The organism is Sneathiella sp. HT1-7, assembly GCF_020731145.1.
GTDB lineage: Bacteria > Pseudomonadota > Alphaproteobacteria > Sneathiellales > Sneathiellaceae > Sneathiella.
Genome location: NZ_JAJFZN010000004.1, coordinates 113,077 through 138,009, shown reverse-complemented (window position 1 = coordinate 138,009; position 24,933 = coordinate 113,077). Strand labels below are relative to the sequence as shown.

At 51.1% G+C, this 24,933-nt stretch carries 23 protein-coding genes; 10 read left to right on the top strand and 13 right to left on the bottom strand.

Annotated features, from left to right (window positions below; all coding sequences use genetic code 11):
• Positions 1-12: 12 nt before the first annotated feature.
• Positions 13-1,173 carry a pyridoxal phosphate-dependent aminotransferase gene (locus tag LKE13_RS14230; protein ID WP_227952057.1) on the bottom strand — a complete coding sequence of 387 codons (1,161 nt, stop codon included), beginning with the start codon at positions 1,171-1,173 and terminating at the stop codon, positions 13-15.
• Positions 1,174-1,190: 17 nt separating this feature from the next.
• Positions 1,191-2,726, bottom strand: coding sequence for a gamma-glutamyltransferase (locus tag LKE13_RS14225; protein ID WP_227952056.1), 1,536 nt, complete (start codon positions 2,724-2,726; stop codon positions 1,191-1,193).
• Between LKE13_RS14225 and LKE13_RS14220 the strand changes: the two genes are divergently transcribed.
• Positions 2,695-4,044: a M48 family metalloprotease gene (locus tag LKE13_RS14220; RefSeq protein WP_227952055.1), complete on the top strand. Its 1,350-nt coding sequence runs from the start codon at positions 2,695-2,697 to the stop codon at positions 4,042-4,044. The two genes, LKE13_RS14225 and LKE13_RS14220, sit on opposite strands and share 32 nt — an antisense overlap.
• A gap of 19 nt (positions 4,045-4,063) precedes the next feature.
• Here the strand turns inward: LKE13_RS14220 and mscL are convergent, their stop codons facing one another.
• Entirely contained in the window at positions 4,064-4,483 is a 420-nt protein-coding gene (gene mscL / locus LKE13_RS14215) for a large-conductance mechanosensitive channel protein MscL (protein ID WP_227952054.1), read from the bottom strand.
• A 233-nt stretch (positions 4,484-4,716) separates the two neighbouring features.
• Between mscL and LKE13_RS14210 the strand changes: the two genes are divergently transcribed.
• Positions 4,717-5,502 carry a DsbA family protein gene (locus tag LKE13_RS14210; RefSeq protein WP_227952053.1) on the top strand — a complete coding sequence of 262 codons (786 nt, stop codon included), beginning with the start codon at positions 4,717-4,719 and terminating at the stop codon, positions 5,500-5,502.
• A 10-nt stretch (positions 5,503-5,512) separates the two neighbouring features.
• Here LKE13_RS14210 and hppD read toward each other — a convergent pair whose 3' ends face one another.
• Positions 5,513-6,571, bottom strand: a complete 1,059-nt coding sequence (gene hppD / locus LKE13_RS14205; RefSeq protein WP_227952052.1) for a 4-hydroxyphenylpyruvate dioxygenase — start codon at positions 6,569-6,571, stop codon at positions 5,513-5,515.
• An 87-nt stretch (positions 6,572-6,658) separates the two neighbouring features.
• On the opposite strand from hppD, the gene LKE13_RS14200 reads away from it, so the two are divergent.
• Positions 6,659-7,111 (top strand): MarR family winged helix-turn-helix transcriptional regulator, encoded by a 453-nt coding sequence (locus tag LKE13_RS14200; protein ID WP_227952051.1) that lies wholly within the window; start codon positions 6,659-6,661, stop codon positions 7,109-7,111.
• On the opposite strand, the gene LKE13_RS14195 is transcribed toward LKE13_RS14200, so the two are convergent.
• On the bottom strand, positions 7,103-7,879 hold the full coding sequence (locus LKE13_RS14195; RefSeq protein WP_227952050.1) for a DUF3750 domain-containing protein: 777 nt from the start codon (positions 7,877-7,879) through the stop codon (positions 7,103-7,105). The genes LKE13_RS14200 and LKE13_RS14195 overlap by 9 nt on opposite strands.
• Positions 7,880-8,243: 364 nt before the next feature.
• Positions 8,244-8,651, bottom strand: coding sequence for a hypothetical protein (locus tag LKE13_RS14190; RefSeq protein ID WP_227952049.1), 408 nt, complete (start codon positions 8,649-8,651; stop codon positions 8,244-8,246).
• Between the two features lie 83 nt (positions 8,652-8,734).
• Here LKE13_RS14190 and LKE13_RS14185 point away from each other — a divergent pair, with 83 nt between their 5' ends.
• Positions 8,735-9,130 carry a hypothetical protein gene (locus LKE13_RS14185; protein WP_227952048.1) on the top strand — a complete coding sequence of 132 codons (396 nt, stop codon included), beginning with the start codon at positions 8,735-8,737 and terminating at the stop codon, positions 9,128-9,130.
• Positions 9,131-9,241: 111 nt separating this feature from the next.
• Here the strand turns inward: LKE13_RS14185 and LKE13_RS14180 are convergent, their stop codons facing one another.
• Positions 9,242-9,667 carry a hypothetical protein gene (locus LKE13_RS14180; RefSeq protein ID WP_227952047.1) on the bottom strand — a complete coding sequence of 142 codons (426 nt, stop codon included), beginning with the start codon at positions 9,665-9,667 and terminating at the stop codon, positions 9,242-9,244.
• A gap of 212 nt (positions 9,668-9,879) precedes the next feature.
• Here LKE13_RS14180 and aroQ point away from each other — a divergent pair, with 212 nt between their 5' ends.
• Genes aroQ through aat form a run of 4 tightly spaced genes read left to right on the top strand, consistent with a single transcriptional unit; the run spans position 9,880 to position 12,816 of the window.
• On the top strand, positions 9,880-10,317 hold the full coding sequence (aroQ, locus tag LKE13_RS14175; RefSeq protein WP_227952046.1) for a type II 3-dehydroquinate dehydratase: 438 nt from the start codon (positions 9,880-9,882) through the stop codon (positions 10,315-10,317).
• 21 nt (positions 10,318-10,338) lie between these two features.
• A complete protein-coding gene (gene accB / locus LKE13_RS14170) occupies positions 10,339-10,797 on the top strand; it encodes an acetyl-CoA carboxylase biotin carboxyl carrier protein (protein WP_227952045.1) in 459 nt (152 codons plus the stop codon).
• A gap of 15 nt (positions 10,798-10,812) precedes the next feature.
• Positions 10,813-12,153 (top strand): acetyl-CoA carboxylase biotin carboxylase subunit, encoded by a 1,341-nt coding sequence (accC, locus tag LKE13_RS14165; protein WP_227952044.1) that lies wholly within the window; start codon positions 10,813-10,815, stop codon positions 12,151-12,153.
• A gap of 9 nt (positions 12,154-12,162) precedes the next feature.
• Positions 12,163-12,816 carry a leucyl/phenylalanyl-tRNA--protein transferase gene (gene aat / locus LKE13_RS14160; RefSeq protein WP_415776542.1) on the top strand — a complete coding sequence of 218 codons (654 nt, stop codon included), beginning with the start codon at positions 12,163-12,165 and terminating at the stop codon, positions 12,814-12,816.
• On the opposite strand, the gene LKE13_RS14155 is transcribed toward aat, so the two are convergent.
• From LKE13_RS14155 to LKE13_RS14145, 3 genes are read right to left on the bottom strand one after another with little or no spacing between them, the layout of a single operon-like run.
• Positions 12,753-13,211, bottom strand: a complete 459-nt coding sequence (locus tag LKE13_RS14155; RefSeq protein WP_227952042.1) for a DUF2155 domain-containing protein — start codon at positions 13,209-13,211, stop codon at positions 12,753-12,755. The genes aat and LKE13_RS14155 overlap by 64 nt on opposite strands.
• A gap of 36 nt (positions 13,212-13,247) precedes the next feature.
• Positions 13,248-13,709: an outer membrane lipid asymmetry maintenance protein MlaD gene (gene mlaD, locus LKE13_RS14150; protein WP_227952041.1), complete on the bottom strand. Its 462-nt coding sequence runs from the start codon at positions 13,707-13,709 to the stop codon at positions 13,248-13,250.
• A 54-nt stretch (positions 13,710-13,763) separates the two neighbouring features.
• Positions 13,764-14,126, bottom strand: a complete 363-nt coding sequence (locus LKE13_RS14145; RefSeq protein WP_227952040.1) for an NADH:ubiquinone oxidoreductase subunit NDUFA12 — start codon at positions 14,124-14,126, stop codon at positions 13,764-13,766.
• 447 nt (positions 14,127-14,573) lie between these two features.
• Between LKE13_RS14145 and LKE13_RS14140 the strand changes: the two genes are divergently transcribed.
• Positions 14,574-18,236 carry a vitamin B12-dependent ribonucleotide reductase gene (locus LKE13_RS14140; protein ID WP_227952039.1) on the top strand — a complete coding sequence of 1,221 codons (3,663 nt, stop codon included), beginning with the start codon at positions 14,574-14,576 and terminating at the stop codon, positions 18,234-18,236.
• Positions 18,237-18,462: 226 nt separating this feature from the next.
• Here LKE13_RS14140 and LKE13_RS14135 read toward each other — a convergent pair whose 3' ends face one another.
• Together LKE13_RS14135 and aspS are read right to left on the bottom strand one after the other, a co-directional pair.
• On the bottom strand, positions 18,463-20,145 hold the full coding sequence (locus LKE13_RS14135; protein WP_227952038.1) for an EAL domain-containing protein: 1,683 nt from the start codon (positions 20,143-20,145) through the stop codon (positions 18,463-18,465).
• A 130-nt stretch (positions 20,146-20,275) separates the two neighbouring features.
• Complete coding sequence (aspS, locus tag LKE13_RS14130; RefSeq protein WP_227952037.1) at positions 20,276-22,060, bottom strand: aspartate--tRNA ligase; 1,785 nt, start codon at positions 22,058-22,060, stop codon at positions 20,276-20,278.
• Positions 22,061-22,262: 202 nt separating this feature from the next.
• On the opposite strand from aspS, the gene rnd reads away from it, so the two are divergent.
• Positions 22,263-23,414: a ribonuclease D gene (rnd, locus tag LKE13_RS14125; RefSeq protein ID WP_227952036.1), complete on the top strand. Its 1,152-nt coding sequence runs from the start codon at positions 22,263-22,265 to the stop codon at positions 23,412-23,414.
• Here the strand turns inward: rnd and LKE13_RS14120 are convergent.
• Complete coding sequence (locus tag LKE13_RS14120) at positions 23,398-24,912, bottom strand: Ppx/GppA family phosphatase (RefSeq protein WP_227952035.1); 1,515 nt, start codon at positions 24,910-24,912, stop codon at positions 23,398-23,400. The genes rnd and LKE13_RS14120 overlap by 17 nt on opposite strands.
• Between the last annotated feature and the right edge of the window lie 21 nt (positions 24,913-24,933).

The window sequence follows — 24,933 nt, the reverse complement described above, 5'->3', positions numbered from 1 at the left end:
GAAAAAGGGAGCTTAATGGCTCCCTTTTTTTATGCCGGACCAGTTTTTAAGGCTCTCTATCACCTTCTCAATTGTGGCGGTTGGCCCGGCGAAGGAAAAGCGGACATAGCCGTTGCCGCGATGCGGGTCGAAATCAAGGCCCGGGGTTGCCGCAACTCCCGTCTCGTCGAGCATTTTTTGACAGAACGCCACGGAATCATTGGTGTAATCACGCACGTCTGCATAGACATAGAACGCACCATCGGCGGCAGCCAGCCGCGTGAGCCCGAGTTTAGGTAACTCCCGCAGCAGAATTTCACGATTACGGGCATAGCCCCGGACATTCTCCTCCATCTCGTCAATACAGTCGAACGCGGCAACGGCCGCATACTGACTGAGCGCGGGCGGTGAGATGAAGATATTCTGTGCCAGCTTTTCTATTGTACTGATCATTCGTTCGGGCACGATCATCCAGCCCAAACGCCAGCCGGTCATGGAAAAATACTTTGAGAAGGAGTTGATGATGATTGCTTCGTCCGTCAATTCCAGTGCTGTCGTGGCGGGCGTATCATAGGTGATGCCGTGATATATCTCGTCAGAGATAAATTGCAGATCTCGGCTCGCGCAATACTCAACAAGCGCGGCCAATTCATCCCGCTTGATCATGGTGCCCGTGGGATTTGATGGACTGGCAACCAACAATCCGGCAATCGGCTCCGACACTGTGTCAATCAATTCTGGCGTTGGCTGAAAATTTGTTTCCGAGTGACAGGGCAAGCCGACCGGCACGAGATCCAGAGACGTCAGGATATTGCGATAGGCGGGATAACCCGGCTCCGCGAGGACGATGCCGTCCCCCTTCTCAAATGCTGAGAGAAAAGACAATAGAAATCCACCTGAGGACCCAGTGGTGACGACAACCCGTTCCTTCGGGATATTCACGCCATAGAAATCCTTGTAGTGCCGCGCAATAGCTTCGCGCAATGGCGCTATGCCGAGAGCATCCGTATAGCCGATCTGTTTGTTATCAAGGGCGTCCTTAGCCGCGGCCAATACTTTAGATGGCGCGGGCGTTCCTGGTTGCCCCACTTCCATATGAAAGACCTCGCCGCCGTTTTGCTCTCGCAGGTTTGCTGCTTTCAAAACTTCCATAGCGATAAAAGGGCTGATTTCCCGGCCCGTCTTGCTGGACATGTTTCTTCCTTTGGATATCAGTTCTCGATAAGGGACAGGCCGTAGCCACGCGGATCATGTCGGGAGATGCAATTCGGGACTTTCCCATCCCGACAGTAGATGGCGTTGACCGCAGCCAGCCGGTCAACCTCCACCATGACAGGGAATTCGGCCTTTAGGCTGTTAATATTTTCCGGCGCCATAGAGGTTTCATACAGGAGCGGAAGCTGGTTTCCCATAGTGAAAAGGCGCGCTTCGTCTATTGCAGGTTCGAGATTGCCGCCCTGGGCAAAGATATTCAGTGCTGTAGAAACGGAGGCAACCGTTGCCGCAGCTCCACCCGTTGCCGCCCCGGCATAGTAAAAATCCTTGTTCGGAATGTTTGCAATTAGAATTGGAGAGGCCGTAAACTCCCTGTTTTCTGGCGGTTGGTTCCCGGCCATGACTATACCGGTTATGTCGCCCATCTGACCCCCTCCAAATGGGCGCCCGAGGCCAACAACACATGCTACTGCCCCGCCACGGTTATCCGTTGTGACAAATGAGGTGGTGCCATGGTTGATAAAGGGAGAAATGGCAGAAATTTCTGAGAAGACAGCCGCCGTGGCCTTGGCAATCTCGACCTGGGGAATTTTAACATCGATCCCAAGAATGCCTTTGCCGTCAAAAAGCAACTTCCAAAGCTTGCGATATATGTCGCCAGACGGGCTGGCAGAAACGCCGGCCATGTTATTCCCGACGCGGAAGCTTTGCGCCTCCTGCCAGACCGGTTTGAAGTTCAGCATGTCAGACGGGGTAATTTTGCCGCCAGCCTCAAGCGCATCCGCGCTAAATGTCCGAGCCCAGTTGCCGCTGTAGAAGGAGGCCCCGCCTTCACTACGCAGGGCCGATATCAGGCTGGCGAGGCGGATTTGTCGAATTTTAGTGCCCTCCGCCACAAACTCTCCATCTTTATCCATGAAAATACTCTGGATATTATAGTCGAGGAGGAGTTGATCCTTATTCAGGACCATCGCCATATGCTGCGCACGCGAAAGAGGTTGGCCGAAATTGGCAATCTGTTCTGCGGGAGCCAGAAGCTGAGACCATTCAAGGTTTCCGTAGCGCGCCTGCAATGCCGCCATGCCACGGATGTTGCCGGGAATGGCGATGGATCCGCCTTCGGCGGGCGCGCGGTTGAAAAACTGCAGATTTTCAAGTTTGTTCGTTTTGGTGTCATAGACAATACATTCCCCGCCACCACCAAGGGATGCAGCAATTGGATAGGTCACAGCAAGGGTGAAATAAAGCGCAGTTGCCGCATCCGCCGCGGTGCCGCCAGAGGAAAGGATATCCTCCGCAACAAGGGTCGCGCGTGGTTCATCGGAGGCCGCGCCACCAAGATTTCCCTCAACATTACCAATTTCGCCAAGCGGGACACTCGGGCCGCCGCAGGCGCTGAGGGTGAGAGGAGCAAGACAGGCGAGTGATAATAGGCGAACCTTCCATTGACGGACGTCTCCCCAGTTCCTAGTTTTAGGGAGTGATAAAAGGAATTTGTTCTTGATCAAACGTATATTAACGCCGGTATCCATATTCTTGGTCCTGTTACTGTCTTTGGGGAGCGCTGCTGCCAAACAGACGGCCCCTTCCTTTATTCGTGACGCAGAAATTGAACATACCCTTCGCGCTTACGCAAGGCCTCTGTTCAAGGCGGCAGGGCTGAATGGCGATGATGTGGAAATTTATATCATCAACAGCGATGATCTCAATGCTTTTGTCGCGGGCGGACAGCGGTTGTTCATATATCGCGGTCTGTTGGAGCGGGTTGAAACTCCAGGCCAGCTTAAAGGCGTAATTGCCCATGAAACGGGCCATATTGCGGGTGGTCATCTGGCGCGCACGCGTGATGCGCTTGCCAATGCGAACGTAAAGAGCATTGTCGGTATGATCCTTGGCGTTGCTGCCATGGTAGCGGGTGGTGGCGAGGCTGGCGCAGCAGTGGTGCTTGGCTCTCAGGATGCGGCAACCAAATCCTTCCTTAGTTATAGCCGGACGCAGGAAAGCTCCGCAGATCAGGCGGCCATCACCTATCTCAACCGGACGGGTCAATCGGGCCGCGGCATGGTGGAGTTTCTGGAAATCATCGGCAAGGATCAATATCAGCCCCAAACGACCATTTCCTCCTACTACCGGAGCCATCCAGTCAGCAGTGAGCGCGTATCCGCGCTCGCCCAGCGCGTTGACGGATCACCATATAAGAACATTCCGGCGAGTGATATCGACATCATTGCCCTAAAAAAGATGCAGGCAAAGCTCTATGGCTATACGCGTCCGCTTGCCAAGACATTGAAGAAATACCCGGTGAATGATAACAGCGTTGAAGCCCGCTATGCGCGGGCCATTGGTTTCTTCAAATATCCAGATTTGCCAAAGGCAATGAAGGAGATTGATAGTCTGATCGCAGAATATCCTGCTGATCCTTATTTTCATGAGTTAAAGGGTCAGGCACTCTATGAAAATGCAGATATTCTGGGGGCTCTTCCCTCTCTTGAGACAGCAATTACTCTCGCGCCGAACGAGCCCTTGATCCTGACAATGTATGGGACTGTCCTGAACGCGACGGGAGATTTACGGGATTCAGAGAGGGCCATTATCGTTCTAAACGACAGTCTCTCACTCGATCCAAATAATGGGAATACCTGGGACCAACTTGCCACTGCCTATAGCAGAACCGGTGATACAGGAATGTTGTCTCTGGCGAGCGCGGAACGTTCATTGCTCGAGGGAAATAACCAAAAGGCTATATTTTATGCCAAGCGGGCACAGGATTTCTTTAAGCTTGGCAGTCCGTCCTACCTTCGGCTGGACGATATCATCACCTATGCAAATCAGGCGTCACGGAAGCAGTAACCCGTGACGCCCGGAATGGTTATTTCTGGCTTTTCAGCAAATCACGAATTTCTTCGAGTAGAACCTCTTCACGTGGCGGTGCGGCGGGTTCGGCTGGGGCCTCTTCTTCTTTCGGGGTCAAGCGGTTGATCTGCTTGATCAGGAGGAATACCGCGAACGCGACGATGATGAAACTGAACACCGTGTTGATGAAAGCACCGTAATTCAGGGTGACCGCCCCGGCCTCTTTTGCCGCGGCAAGAGTTTCATATGTCCCGCCGGAGAGGGTGATGAAGAAATCTGTAAAATCGACCCCACCCAAAAGCATGCCAATTGGCGGCATGATGACGTCGGCAACGAGTGATTTTACAATTGTTCCAAATGCAGCACCAATAATGATACCGACTGCCATGTCGACAACATTACCGCGCATGGCGAATTCTTTAAATTCTTTAAGCATTAACTACCCCCAACTCTCAAAAGTATAAGCGCATACTTCTACAATCTTACGGGTTATTGCGCAGTTCTCCCATTTTTTGATTATAATATAGTTTGGAAAATCCACAATCGTGTTTATCTGCATTGGGATTGTCCTGCATCTTATTTCCGCAACTATGATCACAGTAAAGTTTATTTGATTTTATCAGGCGCTTGCGCATACTCAACGAGAAACAACCCAATGAAAGCAATACCATGTCCGGCAAATCGAAGCTCAGCAGCCTCAGCATTTTTTCACTTTGTGCCCTCGTCGGGTTGATTGCATTCGGCACCTATCATTATGTGCAGGCAAAACCTGAAGTGTCGGAAGATGAATTTGGAAACCGGGTTCGTGCCTATCTCCTCTCCAACCCGCAGGTTCTGCGTGAAGTAATTGCGGAACTCAGCAAACAAGAAGAGATGGCGGCCACAACGGAACGTCAGGGCCTGATTGCTTCGCTCGCAACGGATTTACAAGAGGATGGGCATAGCTTTGTCGCCGGGAATCCCGATGGTGATGTAACGATTGTAGAATTTTTTGATTATCGCTGCGGGTACTGCAAGCAGGCATATCCGACGTTGATGAAAACTGTCGAGGAAGATGGCAATGTTCGGCTGGTTTTGAAGGAGTTTCCGATCCTTGGTGCGGATTCTTTCCTTGCCTCCCAGGCGGCCATTGCGTCGTTAGAGCAGGATAAGTATCTCGAATTTCATACAGCGTTGATGGAAAGTCGAGGTGGCGTGACGATTGAGCGTATCCGTAGTATCGCCGGCGATTTGGGCCTTGATGTGGAAAAGCTTGAGGCTGACATGAAACAAGACTCTGTACGCGAGGTTGTGGAGAAAAACTATGCTCTCGCCAAGCAGTTAGGGATCAGCGGCACGCCGGCCTTTATCATCGGCGATGAATTTATTCCCGGCGTTGTCTCCACGGAGCAAATGCAAGCCCTTATTTCGGCGGCGCGGGAAACGGCTGCTCTCGCCGCCCAAAATGATTCCTGATCTTATCGCGCTAAATGACGCCGCGCCTGATTTGATCGAGTTCTATTGATTCGAAAAGTGCCTGGAAGTTCCCCTCCCCGAAACCTTCATTGCCTTTTCGCTGGATAAACTCGAAGAAAATCGGGCCGATGACATTCTGGGTGAATATTTGCAGAAGCAGCCCCTGCCCTTCGGTCGGCGCCCCATCGACGAGGATTTGCAGTTCCTTTAACGTTGCGACATCCTCCCCATGATCCTTTACGCGCTCTTCGATTTGCTCGAAATATGTATCGGGCGTGCTCTGGAACTGCGCTCCCGTCTCCCGCATGGATTTGACCGTTGCATAGATATCATCGGTACCAAGTGCGATATGTTGGATCCCTTCGCCATGATAGGCGTTAAGATATTCCTGGATCTGCGATTTGTCATCGGAACTCTCATTGATGGGGATGCGGATCTTGCCACAGGGGCTCGTCATCGCTTTGCTTTTAAGGCCGGTGAGTTTGCCTTCGATATCAAAATAACGAATTTCCTTGAAATTAAAGAGCCGTTCATAGAATTCCGACCATTCGCTCATTCGTCCACGATGCACATTGTGGGTCAGGTGATCAATATAGGTGAGGCCCGTCCCCACAGGATGACGCTCCTCTCCCTCGATAGGCAAAAAATCAACATCATAGATTGAGCCTTTATCGCCATACCGATCCACGAGATAAATAAGCGAATCCCCGATCCCTTTAATGGCTGGGATATTGAGTTCCATAGGACCCGCATCTGACGGCACGACCCAAGCGCCGAGTTCCTCCGCTTTTTTAATTGCCTTTGCGGCATCTTTTACCCGGAATGCCATCGCGCAAGCACATGGCCCATGGATGCGCGCGAAGGACTGCGCGAAGCTATCGGGCTCAGCATTTACAATAAAGTTCACGTCCCCCTGCCGATAAAGTGTCACATCCTTGGAGCGATGTTTTGCCACAGGGCGAAAGCCCATGGAGATAAAAAGATTGCCCAAAGCCTCTGGGTCCGGCGCGGCATATTCGACAAACTCGAAGCCGTCGGTTTCCATCGGATTGTCCCATAAATCAGCCATTTTGATCCCTCCGGTAAAAAAGTAGTTTCATTTGAAACTTTAATCCGTAAAATGGATCGGGTAATACATAAAGTCAAGGCTGTTTCGATGAATGAAATGCAACGAAGTCTCTATCTTCCCCGGTTTCTGCCCTATCGTCTGACCAAGCTGTCGGGGATGATCAGCCGCAGCCTCGCCGCGAAATACTCAAAGATGTTCGATCTGACTATCGCAGAATGGCGTATTGTGGCTCTGTTGGGGTCCAATCCCGGCCTGACCGCGCGGGAGATTGCGCCGCTTGCCTCCCTCGATAAGGTGAGCATAAGCCGGGCGGTTGAACGACTTTTAAAGTCGGACCGCCTTGAAAAGCGTATTCTTGAAGGGGATCGCCGTTCTGCGGCGCTTTACCTGACTGCTGCGGGCCAAACAACACTGGCGGAAATTATTCCGCTCGCACAAGAATATGAAAACCAACTCCTTGCCGAATTCAGCCCGGAAGAGATAGAGCAACTCGATAATTTTCTGAACCGCTTGGATGCAAAGGCCGATGCGTTAGGGTAATTCATTTTGCTCGCTGAAGGGTTCCAGTCGGCCAAAACCCGGGATTTTTAAAGCAAAATCATCTATATCCAGGCCAAGGGTAAGCCCGAGCAGGTGAACTTCTACCCCCTCAACCGGGCTTAAAGTGAACCCGCCTAGACCGAGCAGGGAAAATTGCATACCGCGTCCGCTCACGGCGTTCCCCAACAGATGGCTGCCAGAGATGAAATCCTTGCCAATTGCTGTGGGTGGGAGGTCAAGTTCGAGTTCCGGCACCTCGCGCCCGATATGGGCGATAAAGCTGTTCGAGTTGGGACCGGGCCAGACGCGATATTCATATTTGTGCGGATAGCTCTCGATGCTTGCCTCGATCCGGTCGATGAGTTTTTCCGCTTCGGGGCCTTCAACAACGGCGAGGACTTCAGGCGTATTCCCAAACCAGTGATTATCAGGCGCGCTGCGGCTATGAACCAACGCATTGCCGCCGTTCCGCGCACGCCAGCCGATGACCTCATAGCGGTCGTAATTGTCCGCGTCTTTGCGTTTCATTGAAATCCAGGTGTGGATCGCGAAATTCCCGCGCCAGCCCCAGGTGCGCGCGCCGAAGATCTGAATGATGGCCTCTTTATGGGTCTCCGGTGAGGGCGATAGCCCGGTTGCATCCCGCCGCGCCGAGGACCAGCTTGATGCCTCCGATGAGGTGCCGGCCGCGACCGACAACATTTGTGGCAACCCAAAGAGCAGGATCGCGCATAGTATAACCAGAAAAACCTTCCGAACCGCCGCCATACCACCCCTTATTCCGCACTGCACAAAAACTGAGTATAAGGGTAAGATCGATTTTCACAAAATCAATCCTGAGAGAAGTATCTTTATAGGGGATCTGGGAGATTGATCCTTCTAAAGTCGAGCACTCACCATTTTGTTTTGCTTATTACATCCTGTCTAATTGTACTGAAACTAAAATGTACATTCCGCCAAGCAAGAAAATGATTGCGACTATTTCTAGAATGATAACAGCTAGTCGCTGATATTTGTTTTTTGAAAAATTTTTCCGCAACAGCTTTAAAAAACTTTCAACAATGAAATCCATTGCTATCGCCCAATACTATTCGAAAGTGGTTATTTCCTATATTGCTCACACAGTTGACTTTCACCAGCACCTTATGTCGAAGTTTGCGTCATATGGTCCATCTGAAATAGAGACAATTAGTAAAATGTCGGCAATTTCTACATTAACTTTTGCTGGATAGTAATTTTGCGATTTCTGTGCAGGCGTGAAAACTAATTTTTCGATTTCTTTCTTCAAGCTATCCAAGGTTTCTTGCGTTGCAAAAATCCGATATACCTTTATGGCCCGGTAACTACAATATTCGCTGTTATCTTCATTATAGATATCTGAACCTTCAGCCATAACTACATAGTATTTTGGAAGGAGGCTCTCTACTTTTGACAATTGCCGTGAGAAACTCCAAAGCTGAAAATTGTTTGCCAGTATCGTGACCCAGAACGGCGCGAGTATGAGTGCCGCAAGGACGATTAGAATTAATACTTTTCTCATGCTGTAATTTGCGTAAGCTTACATATCATTTTGATTCTACATTAAGTAGTTTTTGAAATTCTATCAATCTGCTAGAGGTATTTATGGGTACTCCCGAGAAATATAATCTACTGCTTTTCACTTCATACGCAGCAGGTTTGTTTGGAGGAATTCTTTTAATGGCAACGTTCGGTAAATTTTTGGAACTCGGATATTTTCCTATTGTTTTATTGTTTGCAGTAATTTTTTCTCTTCCCCTCTATGCACTTGCCAATATTCTATTCAGTTTATTCTACGCAAAAATTCAGCCTAAAATAGAAATATATGCCATTTTGTCTCCGCTTATCGTCGTGCTGCTTTGGTTGATCTATGAATATTGTTTTCATCAATCTGCAATCGGAACCACGGCATTTTACGATAGGGTAAAGCTTGCGTTTGTATGCTCTAGTATTTCAGCAATTTTCTTTTTGCTTGGAAATCTATTTATAAAGGCGAGATGACTTAATTTAGCCATTCAAATTAATAGCGCCGCCTTCCTTCCCCACACTCCTTCATCGACTATTTTTCACGAGTACTTTAAACGCGTTTCAGGCTTTTGACCTCGGGACTGATTATGGGTTCAATTTTCGGCATTTATGGACATCGCCAAACAACTCCACATTGAAAATTTCGAAGTTCAATAATTTTAAATCCTTAAGCACGAGCGAAATAACTTCATACTCTTGATTGTTGAAATGAACGATTTGGTTTACCTTATAGTGTGTGCTTGCTTTTCCGTCGTTTTTGGTTTCGCTTTCGAGACGTAATTTGACAATTTCAACATCTACATCTATTCCGCAAACTCTTTCTGTGACGTACTTTATTTCTTTAATACTTCGCATTTTCGCACCATCAATATCAGGCAGTTCAAGTGTAACGAAAGGAAAGAGGATGAATACCGGTAGCGCGAACAGAGCCGGAACTACAATTGGCCAAAACGTAAGCAATGAGAGAAAAAACAGCCAAATGCGATTTTTTTTCTTTATTTCTTCATCCATTTTTTGATCCGTCGATCCAAGGAATTCTCATAATAACAAACATAAGTTGTATGTCTTGGTTTACATGAAGAATGTTTTCCCATCTGAGCATAAATGTTGCATTACTCCTTCATCGACTAATTTTCACGATTGCTTTAAACTCGGCGCAGACTTCTGTATAAGGGGGCAGTTTGGCCGATGGGTCGTTCGCGGGGAAAGCTCTAGAGGTATGTATGGGTAAGTCAGTCATTATTATCAACGGTCCGAATTTAAACCTGCTTGGCACACGGGAGCCTGAGATATATGGCGCCGTGACGTTGAAGGATATCGAAGCGCTCACCCGCGCCCATGGCGAAACGCTGGGGCTGGAGATTGATTTCTTTCAGAGCAATAAAGAGGGAGAACTGGTGGATGCCATTCAGGGCGCCGCAGGGAATCATGGCGGTATTATCCTGAACGCTGCGGCCTATACCCATACCTCTGTCGCCCTTCAGGATGCCATCAAGGCAACCGGTGTGCCGACCATAGAGGTTCACCTTTCAAACGTTTTTTCGCGTGAAGAATTTCGCCATCACAGCTATATTTCACCCGTTGCCGCTGGCGTTATTTGCGGATTTGGGGCAAAAGGCTATGTGCTGGCCCTCGACGCGCTTGCCGACATCATTGATTAAAGTAACCGAGACTTGGACATTATGAATAAACTCAATATCGATAAAAAGGCGATCCGGGACCTGGCCGAGATCATGAACGAAACCGGCCTTGGGGAGATTGAAATCGAAAATGGCGATCATCGCCTGCGGGTTTCTCGTGGCTCTACCTCCGCCGGAGTGGATGCCGCGCAGGCCTTCGTTCCCGCCGCAATGGCGGCGCCTGTCGCCGTCGCGCCTGCGGCCGTTGCATCGGATGCAGAAAGCCATCCCGGCGCTGTAAAATCTCCGATGGTCGGCACGGTTTATCTCTCCCCTGAACCAACAGCAGCACCCTTTGTGCGGCCCGGCGATATGGTCACGGAAGGACAGACCCTCCTTATCGTTGAGGCGATGAAAACCATGAACCCGATTGCCTCCCCCAAAGCGGGCAAGGTCGTCGAGATTCTGGTCGCGAATGAAGAGCCGTGTGAGTTCGGCCAGCCGCTTGTGATTTTAGAATAACTGGCGGAACATTTGATGTTTGAAAAAATCCTGATTGCCAACCGCGGCGAAATCGCCCTTCGTATCCATCGCGCCTGCCGCGAGATGGGCATCAAGACGGTGGCGGTGCATTCCTCCGCCGATGCGGACGCCATGCATGTCCGCCTCGCTGATGAGAGCGTCTGTATCGGCCCGCCTAGCTCCACAGAGAGCTATTTGAATATTCCGTCCATTATCGCGGCGGCGGAAGTCACCAACGCGGACGCCATTCATCCGGGGTATGGCTTTTTGTCCGAGAATGCAAAATTTGTCGATATCGTCACGGCACATGGGATCAAGTTCATTGGCCCTTCTGCTGATCATATCCGCATGATGGGCGACAAGATTACGGCCAAGGAAACCATGCGCAAGCTCGGTGTTCCCTGCGTGCCTGGATCGGAAGGGGAAGTCGAAACCCTCGCCGATGCGGAAACCGAGGCCGACAAAATGGGCTACCCCGTAATCATCAAGGCGTCTGCCGGTGGCGGCGGACGTGGCATGAAGGTAGCGGTAAATAAGGAAGCCTTATCGGAGGCTTTTTCTTCCGCCCGCTCAGAGTCCAAACTCGCTTTTGGCAATGACGCGGTCTATATGGAAAAATACCTGAGCGGTCCGCGCCATATCGAGGTGCAAATCCTGGCCGATGGCCAAGGGAATGTGGTGCATTTGGGGGAGCGTGATTGCTCGCTCCAGCGGCGGCATCAGAAGGCACTCGAAGAGAGTCCTTCGCCCGCCATCACCGATGAACTTCGCTCCCGAATTGGCAAGACTGTTTCCGACGCCATTCGCGATATGCGCTATGAAGGCGTGGGTACAATTGAGTTCTTGTTCGAGAATGATGAATTCTATTTCATCGAGATGAATACCCGTCTTCAGGTCGAGCACCCGGTAACAGAAATGATTACCGGGATCGATCTGGTTCAGGCGCAGATTAATGTGGCGGCAGGTTATCCTCTCGATTTGAAACAGGAGGATATTAAATTCTCCGGCCATGCAATCGAATGCCGCATCACGGCGGAAGATCCGCATACATTTGCCGCGAGTCCGGGCCCTGTGACGGAGTTTCATGTGCCAGGTGGATTGGGTGTCCGCGTTGATAGTGCGCTCTATACGGGTTATAATATCCCGCCCTATTACGACAGTCTGATCGCCAAGTTGATCATCCATGCGGCGACACGCGAAGAATGTCTTCTCCGGATCAACCGCGCACTTGAGGAATTCGTTGTGAGCGGCATCAAGACGACCCTGCCGCTACATCAGGAAATCATCCATAATCAAGAATTCCGTGACGGCCATTATGATATCCATTGGTTGGAAAAATTCATTGCCGCGCGCTAATTCGCGTAAATAATGACGTCACTTACTGCTGAGACAATTCTGGCTGCCTACCGCATCGGGGTTTTTCCGATGGCGGATAGCGCGGAAGATCCCGATCTTTACTGGGTCGAGCCTGAACGGCGCGGGATTTTTCCGCTGGATGCTTTTCATGTGCCAAAACGACTGGCGAAGAAAATCCGGCAAATGCCGTTCCGGGTTACCGTGGATAAAGCCTTTCGACGAGTGATGGAGGAATGCGCCACACCGCGGGGGGATGGCGGCGATACCTGGATCAACGACATCATTCTTGAGCGGTATTGTGAACTCCATGATATGGGCTATGCCCATAGCGTGGAATGCTGGGACGGCGATGAACTCGCGGGCGGCCTCTACGGTCTTGCGTTTGAAAGCGTCTTTTGCGGCGAAAGCATGTTCACACGGGTGACCGATGCCAGCAAAATTGCACTTGTTTATCTGGTGGCTCGTTTAATCCGCGGCGACTTTACGCTGTTGGATGCGCAGTTCATTAATCCACATCTGGCGACTTTCGGCGCGCAGGAGATTAGTCGGCTGGAGTATCTCTCCCGTCTTAAAAAAGGCCTGCAAAGCGAAGGGAATTTCTATTCCTTGGAAGAGGGCGTTACGGGCTCTGACATCTTGCAGTCGATCACCCAGACATCATAAACCGGATGCTCCAGCGCGTTGATCGCCGGACTTGAGGCAAACATCCATCCAGTGAAGAGCGGGAGATTGTCTGCCTCTTCATGTATTTCGGAAATTTCAAGAAAGGCGGAGGTTTCCGGCGGTTCTTCTGGTGGACGCTTGAGGCATTTGCGTGGCCGGACCGCAATACTGCCGAAAATTGCTGTTTCATCGATGGGCACGAAGAGGTCTTTCGTGCGGGCCGTTACTTTGTCGAGTGCACGGAGAACAACAATATCCCCTCCGGGGTTTTTCCCATCGGCCTTCTGAGGCTCGGCCGCGACCGCAACCAGCGGCAACGCGCCCATCGCAGTAAAGCCAAAGAACGACAAAAGAACAATCTGCCGGAGGCAGCGAAACGAGACGGGCAACACCATCGTCAATTCACGCAAGAAAGGTAAGACAGCATTCGATTATTTCTTCTTGTCGCTGCTGCCACTGCTGAAAATGGCCTGAGCGATCAAATCCTGAATATTTACGGCGCCCTGCGTATAGGAAATGGTGCCGCCATCTTTCAGCATATCTTCCGAACCACCGGGAGTTAGTTGTAGATAATTGCTCCCCAGCAGGCTGCTCGATGTAATCTTGGCGGAGCTGTCATCCGGCAGATCGATATTCTCTTCAAGACTGATTTTCAAAATGGCGCGGTAATTTTTTGGATCGAGCGTTTGAGATGTCACGGCACCAACCTTGATTCCGCTCATTCGGACATCGCTTCCAACACTAAGCCCGTCAACATTGTCAAAGGATGCTGAGAGGTTAATCCCTCCGCTTCCCGTATTTACATCCGCGGTGCGGTAGGCAAAGACAAGGAAAATTGTCGCAAACGCCAGAACGACGGCGCCAATGACGGTTTCCACAATATTACTGCTCATCTAATCCTCCTCCGCTTGCGCGAAAAACTGGCGCAAGGAACTCGTCTTCTTATTCTATGGCTTCCAGGCTTCATAGTCGCCGGTTGTCTTCTGGCGCGTGCCACCCTTTACAATCGATCCACCCGGATGATAGGCAAATTCCGTTCCCGTGAGGTTGGGCAGATGCTCTTCCTGCCAGTCGGCATTTGGCAGTTCCTGCTGATCAGGAAGATTGTCCGTAGTGTAATGCAGCCAGATATGCCACGCCGGTGGCACCTTGGAGGCTTCCGGCTTGCCCTTATACACGACCCAGCGGCGCTCCCGCCCTGTGGGGCCTGTCGGCTTGCCTTTTTCGCGGTAATAACGGTTGCCGAACTGGTCTTCTCCGACCTGCTCTCCGCGCCACCATGTAAACAGCCTTGTGCCAATCGTCGCCATCTGGAACTTCTCGCTAATTAGAAACTGAGTTATTTGCCCGGAATATGGCATTGTGGCGGCCTTTCGTCCAGTCTAACTTTTTACACGGGGCTTGTCATAGACAGGCGATTCCGGCTTCTGATTCTAACATAATGCATCGCGATCGCTCTGATACGTTGCTTTTGTACAACGCCTTCTAAAATTCTTGTTAACCATATTATTGGTCAATGTTCACGAAACTGCCATATTTCGCGGTAGCTAAAATTTTAGCCACTAAATGTAGTATTTTTGCGTTGACTTGGCTAAACCCCAACGACATTATCCTATGCCATGAGGGGGATTTGCCCACAAGATATAGTGGGCGCTAGAAATGAGGGACCCGTTGCCGTTCCTGCGTTTTCTGGCGTTTATGACAAAATTCCCCCTTGTTTAAAGACGAAAACATGACTGGTAAATGGAAGGTACGAGATGCGTATTGAGCGACGTTTTACAAATAAAGATTCTTCTCCCTACGCGAGCGTAAAATTCAGACAGACTACGAGTGAAATACGGAACCCCGATGGGTCTATTGTCTTTAAACTGGAAGGTATCGATGTTCCTGCCGATTGGTCTCAGGTCGCCTGCGACATCATTGCCCAGAAATATTTCCGCAAAGCGGGCGTCCCTGCCCGCCTGAAACCGGTATCCGAAAAGGATGTACCGGAATGGCTGTGGCGGCAGACGGCCGACAAGAAGGCGCTCGACAAGTTGCCCGAAGAGGAGCGCTATGTTGGCGAGACGTCTTCTACTGAGGTTTTCGATCGGCTCGCTGGAACCTGGGCCTATTGGGGATGGAAAGGCGGTTATTTCGACGGCGAGGATGATGCCCGCGCCTATTTCGATGAAATGCGCTATATGCTTGCCAGCCAGATGGGCGCGCCGAATTCGCCGCAATGGTTCAATACCGGCCTGCATTGGGCTTATGGTATTGAAGGGCCTGCGCAAGGGCATTCCTATGTTGATTTCAAAACCGGCAAACTGAAAAAATCTGTTAATTCATATGAGCATCCGCAGCCTCATGCCTGCTTTATCCAGTCCGTTGATGACGATCTCGTCAATGAAGGCGGCATCATGGATCTCTGGGTGCGCGAGGCGCGTCTCTTTAAGTATGGCTCCGGCACCGGCACAAACTTCTCCAATCTTAGAAGTGCAGGCGAAAGTCTCTCTGGCGGTGGTAAATCCTCCGGCCTGATGAGTTTCCTGAAAATTGGGGATCGGGCGGCGGGCGCCATTAAATCCGGCGGCACGACGCGGCGTGCGGCGAAGATGGTCACGCTCGACATCGATCATCCGGATATTGAAGAGTATATCGGCTGGAAAGCGATTGAGGAGCAGAAGGTTGCTTCCCTCGTCGCCGGTTCAAAGCTCTGTAATATCCATCTGAATAACGTCATTAAGGCCTGCCATGAAATCAAGGGCGATGAGGCCTTTATCCCGGCAGAAAATATTGCCCTTAAAAAGGCGATCATTGGCGCCCGCAAAGCCATGGTGCCGGAAAACTACGTTCAGCGCGTGATCCAGTTCGCGAAACAGGGCTACACCGAAATTGACTTCCCGACATATGACACCGATTGGGATTCAGATGCCTATCTGACGGTATCGGGCCAAAACTCCAACAACTCGGTCCGGGTCACTGACGGCTTTATTGAGGCCGTGTTGAAAGACGGTGACTGGAACCTGATCCGCCGCACCGACGGCAAGGTCGCGAAGACCGTCAAGGCGCGCGATCTTTGGGAACAAATTGGCGAAAGCGCCTGGCAGTCTGCCGATCCTGGCCTTCAGTATGACACCACCATCAATGATTGGCACACTTGCCCCGAAGATGGCCGGATCAACGCATCGAACCCCTGCTCGGAATATATGTTCCTTGATGATACGGCCTGTAACCTTGCGTCTTTGAACCTGATGACGTTCCGCCGCGCGGATAAGAGCTTCGATATCGAGGCATTTGAACATGCGGTGCGAATCTGGACCATTTCTCTGGAAATTTCTGTCCTTATGGCGCAGTTCCCGTCAGAAGAAATCGCGGAGCTTAGCTATAAATTCCGCACCCTCGGTCTTGGCTATGCCAATATCGGCGGATTGCTGATGGCACAGGGCCTCTCTTACGATTCGGATGAAGGCCGCGCGCTTTGCGGCGCGATCACAGCGGTTATGACCGGCGTTGCCTATAAGACTAGTGCGGAAATGGCCGAAGAGCTTGGGGCCTTCCCGGGGTATAAGAAAAACGCGAAGAATATGCTGCGCGTCATCCGCAATCATCGCAATGCGGCCTATGGCTTAAACGACGGGTATGAAGGCCTCTCGGTTATTCCGGTCCCGCTTGATGCGATTAACTGCCCGGAAGCGGGCCTGACAGAGGCCGCCAAGAATGCCTGGGATGCCGCGCTTGAACTCGGAAAAAGCCACGGCTATCGTAATGCGCAAGTCTCCGTAATTGCCCCAACGGGCACCATAGGCCTTGTTATGGATTGCGACACCACCGGCATTGAGCCTGATTTCGCCATTGTCAAATTCAAGAAGCTCGCCGGTGGGGGATATTTCAAGATCATCAACCGCACGGTGCCCGAGGCATTGGATCATCTGGGCTATGACAAAGCACAGGTCAAGGACATCATTGATTATGCGGTGGGTCATGGCACTCTTGAAACAGCGCCCGGCATCAACCATCAGGTCCTGTTGGAAAAAGGATTCACAGCCGAGACATTGGTTCGCATAGAGAGTGAGCTTGGCGCCAGCTTTGATATTAAGTTTGTGTTTAATAAATTCTCGCTCGGTGAAGAATTCTGCCGCGAAGTGCTGGGCATTTCGGATGCGCAGCTAAACGACTACACTTTTGATATGCTCTCGCATCTCGGCTTCAACAAGAAAGAAATCGAGGCTGCGAATACTTATTGCTGCGGTGCCATGACGCTAGAAGGCGCCCCTCACCTAAAAGAAGAGCATCTTTCCGTCTTCGATTGTGCCAATCCATGCGGTCGGATCGGCAAGCGGATGCTCTCCGTCGAGAGCCATATCAAGATGATGGCGGCGGCACAGCCGTTTATCTCCGGCGCTATCTCGAAGACCATCAATATGGCGAATGCCGCGACGGTTGAGGATTGCAAGGAAGCCTATCTCCTCTCCTGGAAGCTTGGTCTTAAGGCAAACGCGCTTTACCGCGACGGTTCCAAATTAAGCCAACCCCTCTCTGCCCTCACCTTTGACGAGGACGATCTGGAGGAGGTTAAGGAAGAGATTCAAGCCTCCCCTGCAGCAGCCAGTAACGTTGTTGCGGAACGGATTGTGGAACGGATCGTATCTGAGCGCAAAAAACTGCCAACACGGCGCAAGGGTTACACCCAGAAGGCGGTTGTTGGCGGGCATAAAGTTTACCTGCGCACCGGCGAATATGACGACGGCGGTGTTGGTGAGATTTTCATCGATATGCATAAAGAAGGCGCTGCCTTCCGCAGTCTGATGAACAATTTCGCAATCGCGATTTCTATTGGTCTGCAGTATGGCGTGCCGTTGGAAGAGTTTGTTGAGGCCTATACCTTCACCCGCTTTGAACCATCGGGCATTGTTGAAGGAAATGACGCCATTAAGATGTCGACGTCAATTCTCGACTATCTCTTCAGGGAATTGGCTATCTCCTACCTTGGCCGAAATGATCTGGCGCATGTTGCCCTTGATGATCTGCATAGTGACAGCCTCGGAACCGGCGATGATCAGGCCAAAATCACCGAGGATGAATATTCCGAGAATAGAGCCGCCATTAACAATGTGATCAATCTTGCGTCGACAGGTTATGTCAGGGCAAACAATTTCGAAGTATTGCAGGGCGGTTTATCGGCTATGTCGGCAAACCTTGGCCAAAGCGAGGTCAGTGCCGCCGCCGCAAGCGTTAGCGCCTCCGGTTCTGTTGCCGCGGCCAGTGTGTCGATTGGCGGCGGAACACCAGGTGGCTCCGATAAACTAAGCCGGTCGATGGAAGCCCGAATGAAGGGATATGAAGGGGACAGCTGCGGTGAATGCGGCAACTTCACTCTCGTTCGCAACGGGACATGCATGAAATGCGATACTTGCGGCGGAACGAGCGGTTGTTCTTAAAAGTACAAAAGATTCAGTTGCTTGAGTAGTTGTTTAAATCTGGCAGATTAAGAGTTTTGTTGCGTAACCAGTAGAGTACAAGAGTAGTGTAACCAGTAGCGTAAAACGTAAATTTACGTCGAGTAAGGGTTAGAAAGTGTTGTGCTGCAGCACTTTCGAGATTGCTAAACCTATTTGTCTTACTCCCTAAGATAAAGAGCATGTCTCCGGAGGCATGCTCTTTTTTCTAGGACCAGCTTGTGGCAAACCCCTTGCGTTTCAAATTCTTGGTAATTGACCGGGACTTTCGCTTTGTTTCAATTTCCTGCTGTGGCTTGCCAAAGTACCAACCCTGGCCGTAATTGACGCCCAAGACGTTGAGAACATGTAGCTGTTCCTTCGTTTCCACCATTTCCGCGATGGTTCCGATATCCAGCTCCTGACAAAGACGTGAGAGCGCCTTCAGAATGGCGGCGTCGCGCTTGTTGGTCAGCACTTCCTTGATATAGGTGCCGTCGATCTTGATATAATCAACTGTCATGGCGCGTATATACTGGAAGGATGCAGACCCCGATCCCATGTCGTCGAGACTGATTTCCATGCCCGTCTCGCGCAGGGTCTGAATAATATTCTCCGCCCTCTGCAGGTCCTTAATACGGCTGGTTTCAGTGACTTCCAGGCCGACATGTTCACGGATTTCGTCGTTATCCGCATAAAGGGCAAGAAGATTGTCGATGAAGATATTCGATTCAAGCGAATATCCAGATATATTGATTGCCAGTTTCGGTAACACGTCGCCGCGTTTCTGGAATTCCAGCAACTTGTCCTTTGCCTTCTGCGCAACACCGAGATCGAGGTCCTGGATAATGCCGGTCTCTTCGGCAAAAACAACGGTCTCATAGGGAGACTCCCCGTCCTTAAAACGGGAAAGCACTTCGTAATGATGGACTTCCTTGTCGGCAATTTTAACGATCGGTTGATAGACCAGCTTGAATTTGTAGTTCTGAAAGACGGATTTCAGTGCCAGCATCCGGTTCATCGTCTTTTCGAGACGGGTATCCATCCCTTCGGCCAGCGATTTTATGTTGAACTCTTCCTGATCGCTATCTACGAAGCGGTTGATCACATACATCAGCGCCTGTGTCGCATTATTTGCGGAAAGTTGGCCTTTTGAAAGATCTACAGTGCTTCTTTGCACTAAAAAATTCGCCTTGGGATCGATATCAGTTGTCAGGGTAGATATTTTTTCTTCAAGGATTTTTCCATTGACAGAGGGGCTGTGTACCAATCCGTATTTATCGTCATCAAGCCGGCCGGCGGCATCGCCACCCAAAGAATAACGCCGCAGGAGAATGCCAATTTTATCGAGGAAACCGTTCATTTCATCATCGCCAACGCTTTCTTTGAGCGCGGAAAGGCCGTTCAAGTGAAGAAGCGTGAGTTCCGTCCGTTGTCCGGCGTCGGAGGCAATTGCCAACTGCTGGTCGGCAAGTTTCAGGAAATCTTGTCGATCGAGAAGTCCGGTTTCGTTGTCTCGATATTTTGTCGATGAACGGGCGGCTGCCATACTTGAGACATTCAGGGCAAGAAAGACATGTTCATGATTTCGGGGCAGCTTGCAGGCGCCAACGATGGCTGAGACCTTGGTCTTTTCCATCCGTGCGACGACAGGCGTAATACGGTCCCCGACGTTCATAGTGTCAAGGATATGGGTGAGGACGCCTTTATCCTGTTGCGCGACCAGATCGACAAACGGCATCCCCTTAAGATCCGCCATGTCAACGCCGGTCAGTCCTTTGGCGGCACCGGAAGCGAAAATGACGACCCCGTTATTGTCCAGCTCAATCAATAAGTCCGCTGCAGCAAAAGAAAAGGCAACAAATCGCTCTTTTTCTGTCCGCAGATTTTCTAGTTTAATATCTTGAGTCACCTTGCAGCCTTTTGGTTAATTCCCGGTAACATTAACCGTTGATTTATTAACAAATCAGAAAAATGCCTGAAAATTACGCAAAAAAACCCGCCACTGGGCGGGTTTTTCATCGCTCCCGTTGATGGGAGGTTTATTCTTCCGATTTTGGCTGTGGCATTACCGTACGGATATGCAGTTCCCGCAGGTTTTTAAGTGGTACTTCCGCCGGAGCCTGCATCATCAGGTCCTGCGCCTGCTGGTTCATCGGGAACAGAATAACCTCGCGGATATTCGGCTCGTCCGCCAACAGCATGACAATGCGGTCTACACCCGGAGCAATGCCACCATGCGGCGGTGCGCCATAGCGAAACGCATTCAACATGCCGCCGAAACGATCTTCAACGACTTGCGCTTCATATCCTGCAATCTCGAAGGCCTTCATCATGATATCAGGGCGATGGTTCCGGATAGCACCCGACGACAATTCAATCCCGTTACAGACGATATCATACTGATAGCCCTTGATATCGAGCGGGTCCATGGTCTCCAGCGCCTCAAGCCCGCCTTGCGGCATTGAGAACGGGTTATGGCTGAAATCGATTTTCTTTTCATTCTCGTCATATTCGAACATTGGAAAATCAATAACCCAGCAGAAGCGGAAGACGTCCTTCTCGGATATATCGAGCTCTTCGCCAATGCGAACGCGCGCCTTGCCGGCAATATCGGCGGCACCCGCAGCCTTGTCACAGGCAAAGAAAACAGCATCTCCCTCACCTACGCCAGTTAACTCGCGGATTTTCGCAATACGTTCTTCATCAAGGTTCTTCGCGATCGGTCCTTTGGCCTCACCTTCCTTGAAGATAATATAACCGAGGCCGCCAGCGCCTTCTTTGCGGGCCCAGTCATTCATCTTGTCAAAGAAGCTGCGCGGGCGGTCAGCCGCCCCTGGCGCGGGAATGGCCCTGACGACGGAACCTTTCTCGATATTCTTGGCAAACAGCCCGAAGCCTGAGCCTGTAAAGGGTTCGGTCGCATCACTAATGATAATCGGGTTGCGAAGGTCCGGCTTGTCCGTGCCGTATTTCAGCATAGCTTCATCAAAGGGAATCCGCTCAAACGGGGTGACGACCTTGCGTTCACCTGCGAACTTCTGGAATACCTCCGTCAGGACGGGTTCAACAGCGGCGAAGACGTCTTCCTGTGTCACGAACGCCATCTCGATATCGAGCTGGTAAAACTCACCCGGACTACGGTCTGCGCGGGCATCTTCATCACGGAAGCAGGGCGCGATCTGGAAATATCGGTCAAAGCCGGACATCATGATCAACTGCTTGAACTGCTGCGGCGCCTGCGGCAGGGCATAGAACTGGCCCGGATGGATGCGGCTCGGTACGAGAAAGTCGCGCGCGCCTTCGGGCGATGATGCCGTCAGGATAGGGGTCTGGAATTCCTGAAATCCCTGGCCAACCATTTGATTGCGTAATTCGGAGATAACATTGGAACGAAGCACGATATTTTGGTGCAGCCGATCGCGGCGCAAATCAAGATAGCGATGACGCAAGCGGATATCCTCCGGATATTCCTGCTCGCCAAAGACCGGCATGGGAAGTTCATCCGCTGCGGACTGAAGCGCGAATTCTTCGATATCGACTTCAATTGCACCGGTTGGCAGGTTCGAGTTCACCGTCTCGTCGCTCCGGGCTACCACTTTCCCCGTGATGGTGATGACGCTCTCGGACCGCAGGCTTTCCACGGCCTCGAAATTAGCGACATCATGTTCGATCACACATTGGGTGATACCGTAATGATCGCGCAGATCGACAAACAGAAGGTTGCCATGGTCGCGCTTGCGGTGAACCCAGCCAGACAGCCGGACGGTTTCGCCAACATCACTCTCGCGCAGTTCCGCGCAAGTATGGGTTCGGTAGCTATGCATCGTTACTCTCTTATAAAATCTTCGGGGCCGCAAAGGGCCGTATTTGATAATGAGGGCCTGTATTACATGGTTTTTCGCCTGTCGCCAACCTTCCTTTATTGGGAATTATCAGCTATCTTACCAAGAATAGAACTTTGCAATGTAACAAGTAGCGTTTGGGTGCCCCCGGGCGTGTTTTGTTGGGAAAGGGCACTGAAACTCAATGCAGATAATAAAAACAACAGCGGACCTTGAAGAACTGGTAACACGGTTCGAAAAATATCCCTATTTCACGATTGATACAGAATTTTTGCGCGAAAACACCTTTTGGCCAATTCTTTGTCTGGTTCAATTGGCGACCGATGATGAATCGGCGATTGTCGACCCGATGGCGGATGGGATTGATCTCGCCCCCCTCTTCCGTCTGTTGCAGAATGAGGATGTATTAAAAGTCTTCCACGCGGGCCGACAGGATCTTGAAATTTTCCATCATTTGAACGGTGAAGTTCCAAAACCGATTTTTGATACACAGGTCGCGGCGATGGTCTGTGGATTTGGTGAATCCGTGGGTTATGATACATTGGTCTCCAAGATTACCGGTAAAGGCATCGATAAATCTTCGCGTTTCACGGACTGGTCACGCCGTCCCTTGTCCGACCGGCAACTCACCTATGCAGAGGCGGATGTGACCCATCTTCGAAAGGTCTATAAGTTCCTCTCGAAAAAACTAAAGGAGAGCGGCCGCGAAGAATGGGTAACTTCGGAGATGGAAATTCTTCGCTCTCCCGAGACATATTTTATTCCCCCGGAAAATGCGTGGCAACGGATCAAAGCCCGTAATCATCATTCAAAATTCCTCGGCCTGTTGCAGGCCGTTGCCGCCTGGCGGGAGCGTCAGGCGCATTTGCAGGATATTCCCCGCAACCGGATTTTGCGCGACGAGGCTCTGATCGAGATTTCATCCAATCCACCGAAGGACGCAAATTCCCTTTCCCATGTCCGGGGGATTGGCCTTAAATTTGCCGAAGGAAAAATGGGACGCGGTCTCCTTGAGGCTATTCAGGAAGGCGTGAACCTTCCCGCAGATATGGCGCCGCGAATGGATAAGAAGACGCCGCCGCCAAAAGGAATTGGGCCCTTAATGGAATTGCTTCGGGTGTTGTTGAAGCTCCGGTGTGAGGAAAACGAGGTTGCGCAGAAGCTTATCTGCAATATGTCGGATTTAGAGAAAATTGCCATCGACGATAATGCCGATGTTCCCGCGCTTAAAGGCTGGCGCCGTCGTGTCTTTGGCGACGACGCCCTGAAGCTTAAAAATGGTGAGATTGCCCTCTCCTCTGAGAGCGGGAAGATCAAGATTATTGATCTGGCATAATATCAATGGCGGATTTTAGTTCGAGATTGTTGGCCAGTGCCTCGAACTGATTGACCACATGATGCCCGACCAGCGGAGAGAGAGTGGACGGAATTCTCAATGCTATGGCCGTAGAGGAGACTTCCAGCCGTGTCTGGGAGAGAATGCCAATCGTCCCGCCGCTTAACGTATGCGATAGACGAAGGGCGAGGCCAACGGTCAAGGCATCTTTCGCCTCTTCATCGGAGAGCAGGCGCAGGCTGTCATCTGTCGCGGGTCCGGAAAAATCGCCTTTATATCGAGCATAAACGGATAATGCGACCATGGCCCGGCCGCGATGACCAATACCGTTAAAGGGTGCGCGGAATATCCGCCGGAACGCCTGCGCTGCGCGATAGTCAGAATTGGCCCACCAGGCAATATCAGACAGTGTGGCGGCGGCCAGGGTCAGGCGTTTCCCGTTTTCGTCAACATTCCCCAATATATCATGGAGCCAGGCAAAAATTTCTTCCCCATGCTCGGCGAAGCGTCCTTCTGCGGCGGCCATGTCCCGGCAGGCATCAAGCAACGGATCGCGGCGTCGAACGGATTTCTTAAGCTCGGAAAACAGCATCCCTTCGCGCAGGCCGTTTCCGGAGAAGATAATATTCTTTGGCTCCGTCATCGTCATCAGTTCTTGCATGATGATGGCGGCGGTGTGCATGGTGTTCGCACGTGACTTGGGAATGCCATTGGCGGCATTGAGTTCCTGAATTGACATGCCAAGAATTTCGTCAAGCAGTTCGGTCATTTGTTCCGCGCTTAATCGATAGCTATGGATGATATTCAGCGGATGACCGGTCTTGAAAATATGATAGCGCGCCAAAACACGCCAGGCTCCGCCCACAGCATAGAAATCCTGTCCGGACATCTCCTCCAGCCATTCGGCTTTGGCGAATTTCTTGTTAATGAACTTGCGCAGCTTCTTCTCGGGCATATCCATATAGGAAAGCCGCAGCGCGCCGAGGGGGAGTGTCGCTGTCTCCTGGATGCGAAAATCTGCTATTTGCACCAGTTCCAGACTACCTCCACCCAAGTCACCGGCGAGACCATTCGCCTGCGGAATGCCGGAAAGCACCCCAAGCCCGGAATATCGTGCCTCCTGCCGACCACTCAGGACCTGAACATTAAGGTCGCATTGCTGCTCGATTTCCGAAACAAATTCGGAGCCGTTTTCGGCTTCACGTACCGCGGCCGTGGCGGCGACCATAACGCGATCGATCCCCATATGGTGGACAAGTGCGGCATAACGGCGAAGCGCAGCAAGTGCATCCAGCATCGCCTTATCACCAAGTCGGCCTGTCGTGCCGAGTTCCTTGCCGAGACCGCAGAGGACTTTTTCATTAAACTTGGGAAGCGGTACCCGTTGGGGACCATCAAACACAACCAGACGAACCGAGTTCGATCCGATATCGATAACAGCAGTAGACCGATCCGACAGTTTAACCGAGGGATCCAGCTCTCTATCCCGATCTTCCATAAAACCCTAACACCTGGAATA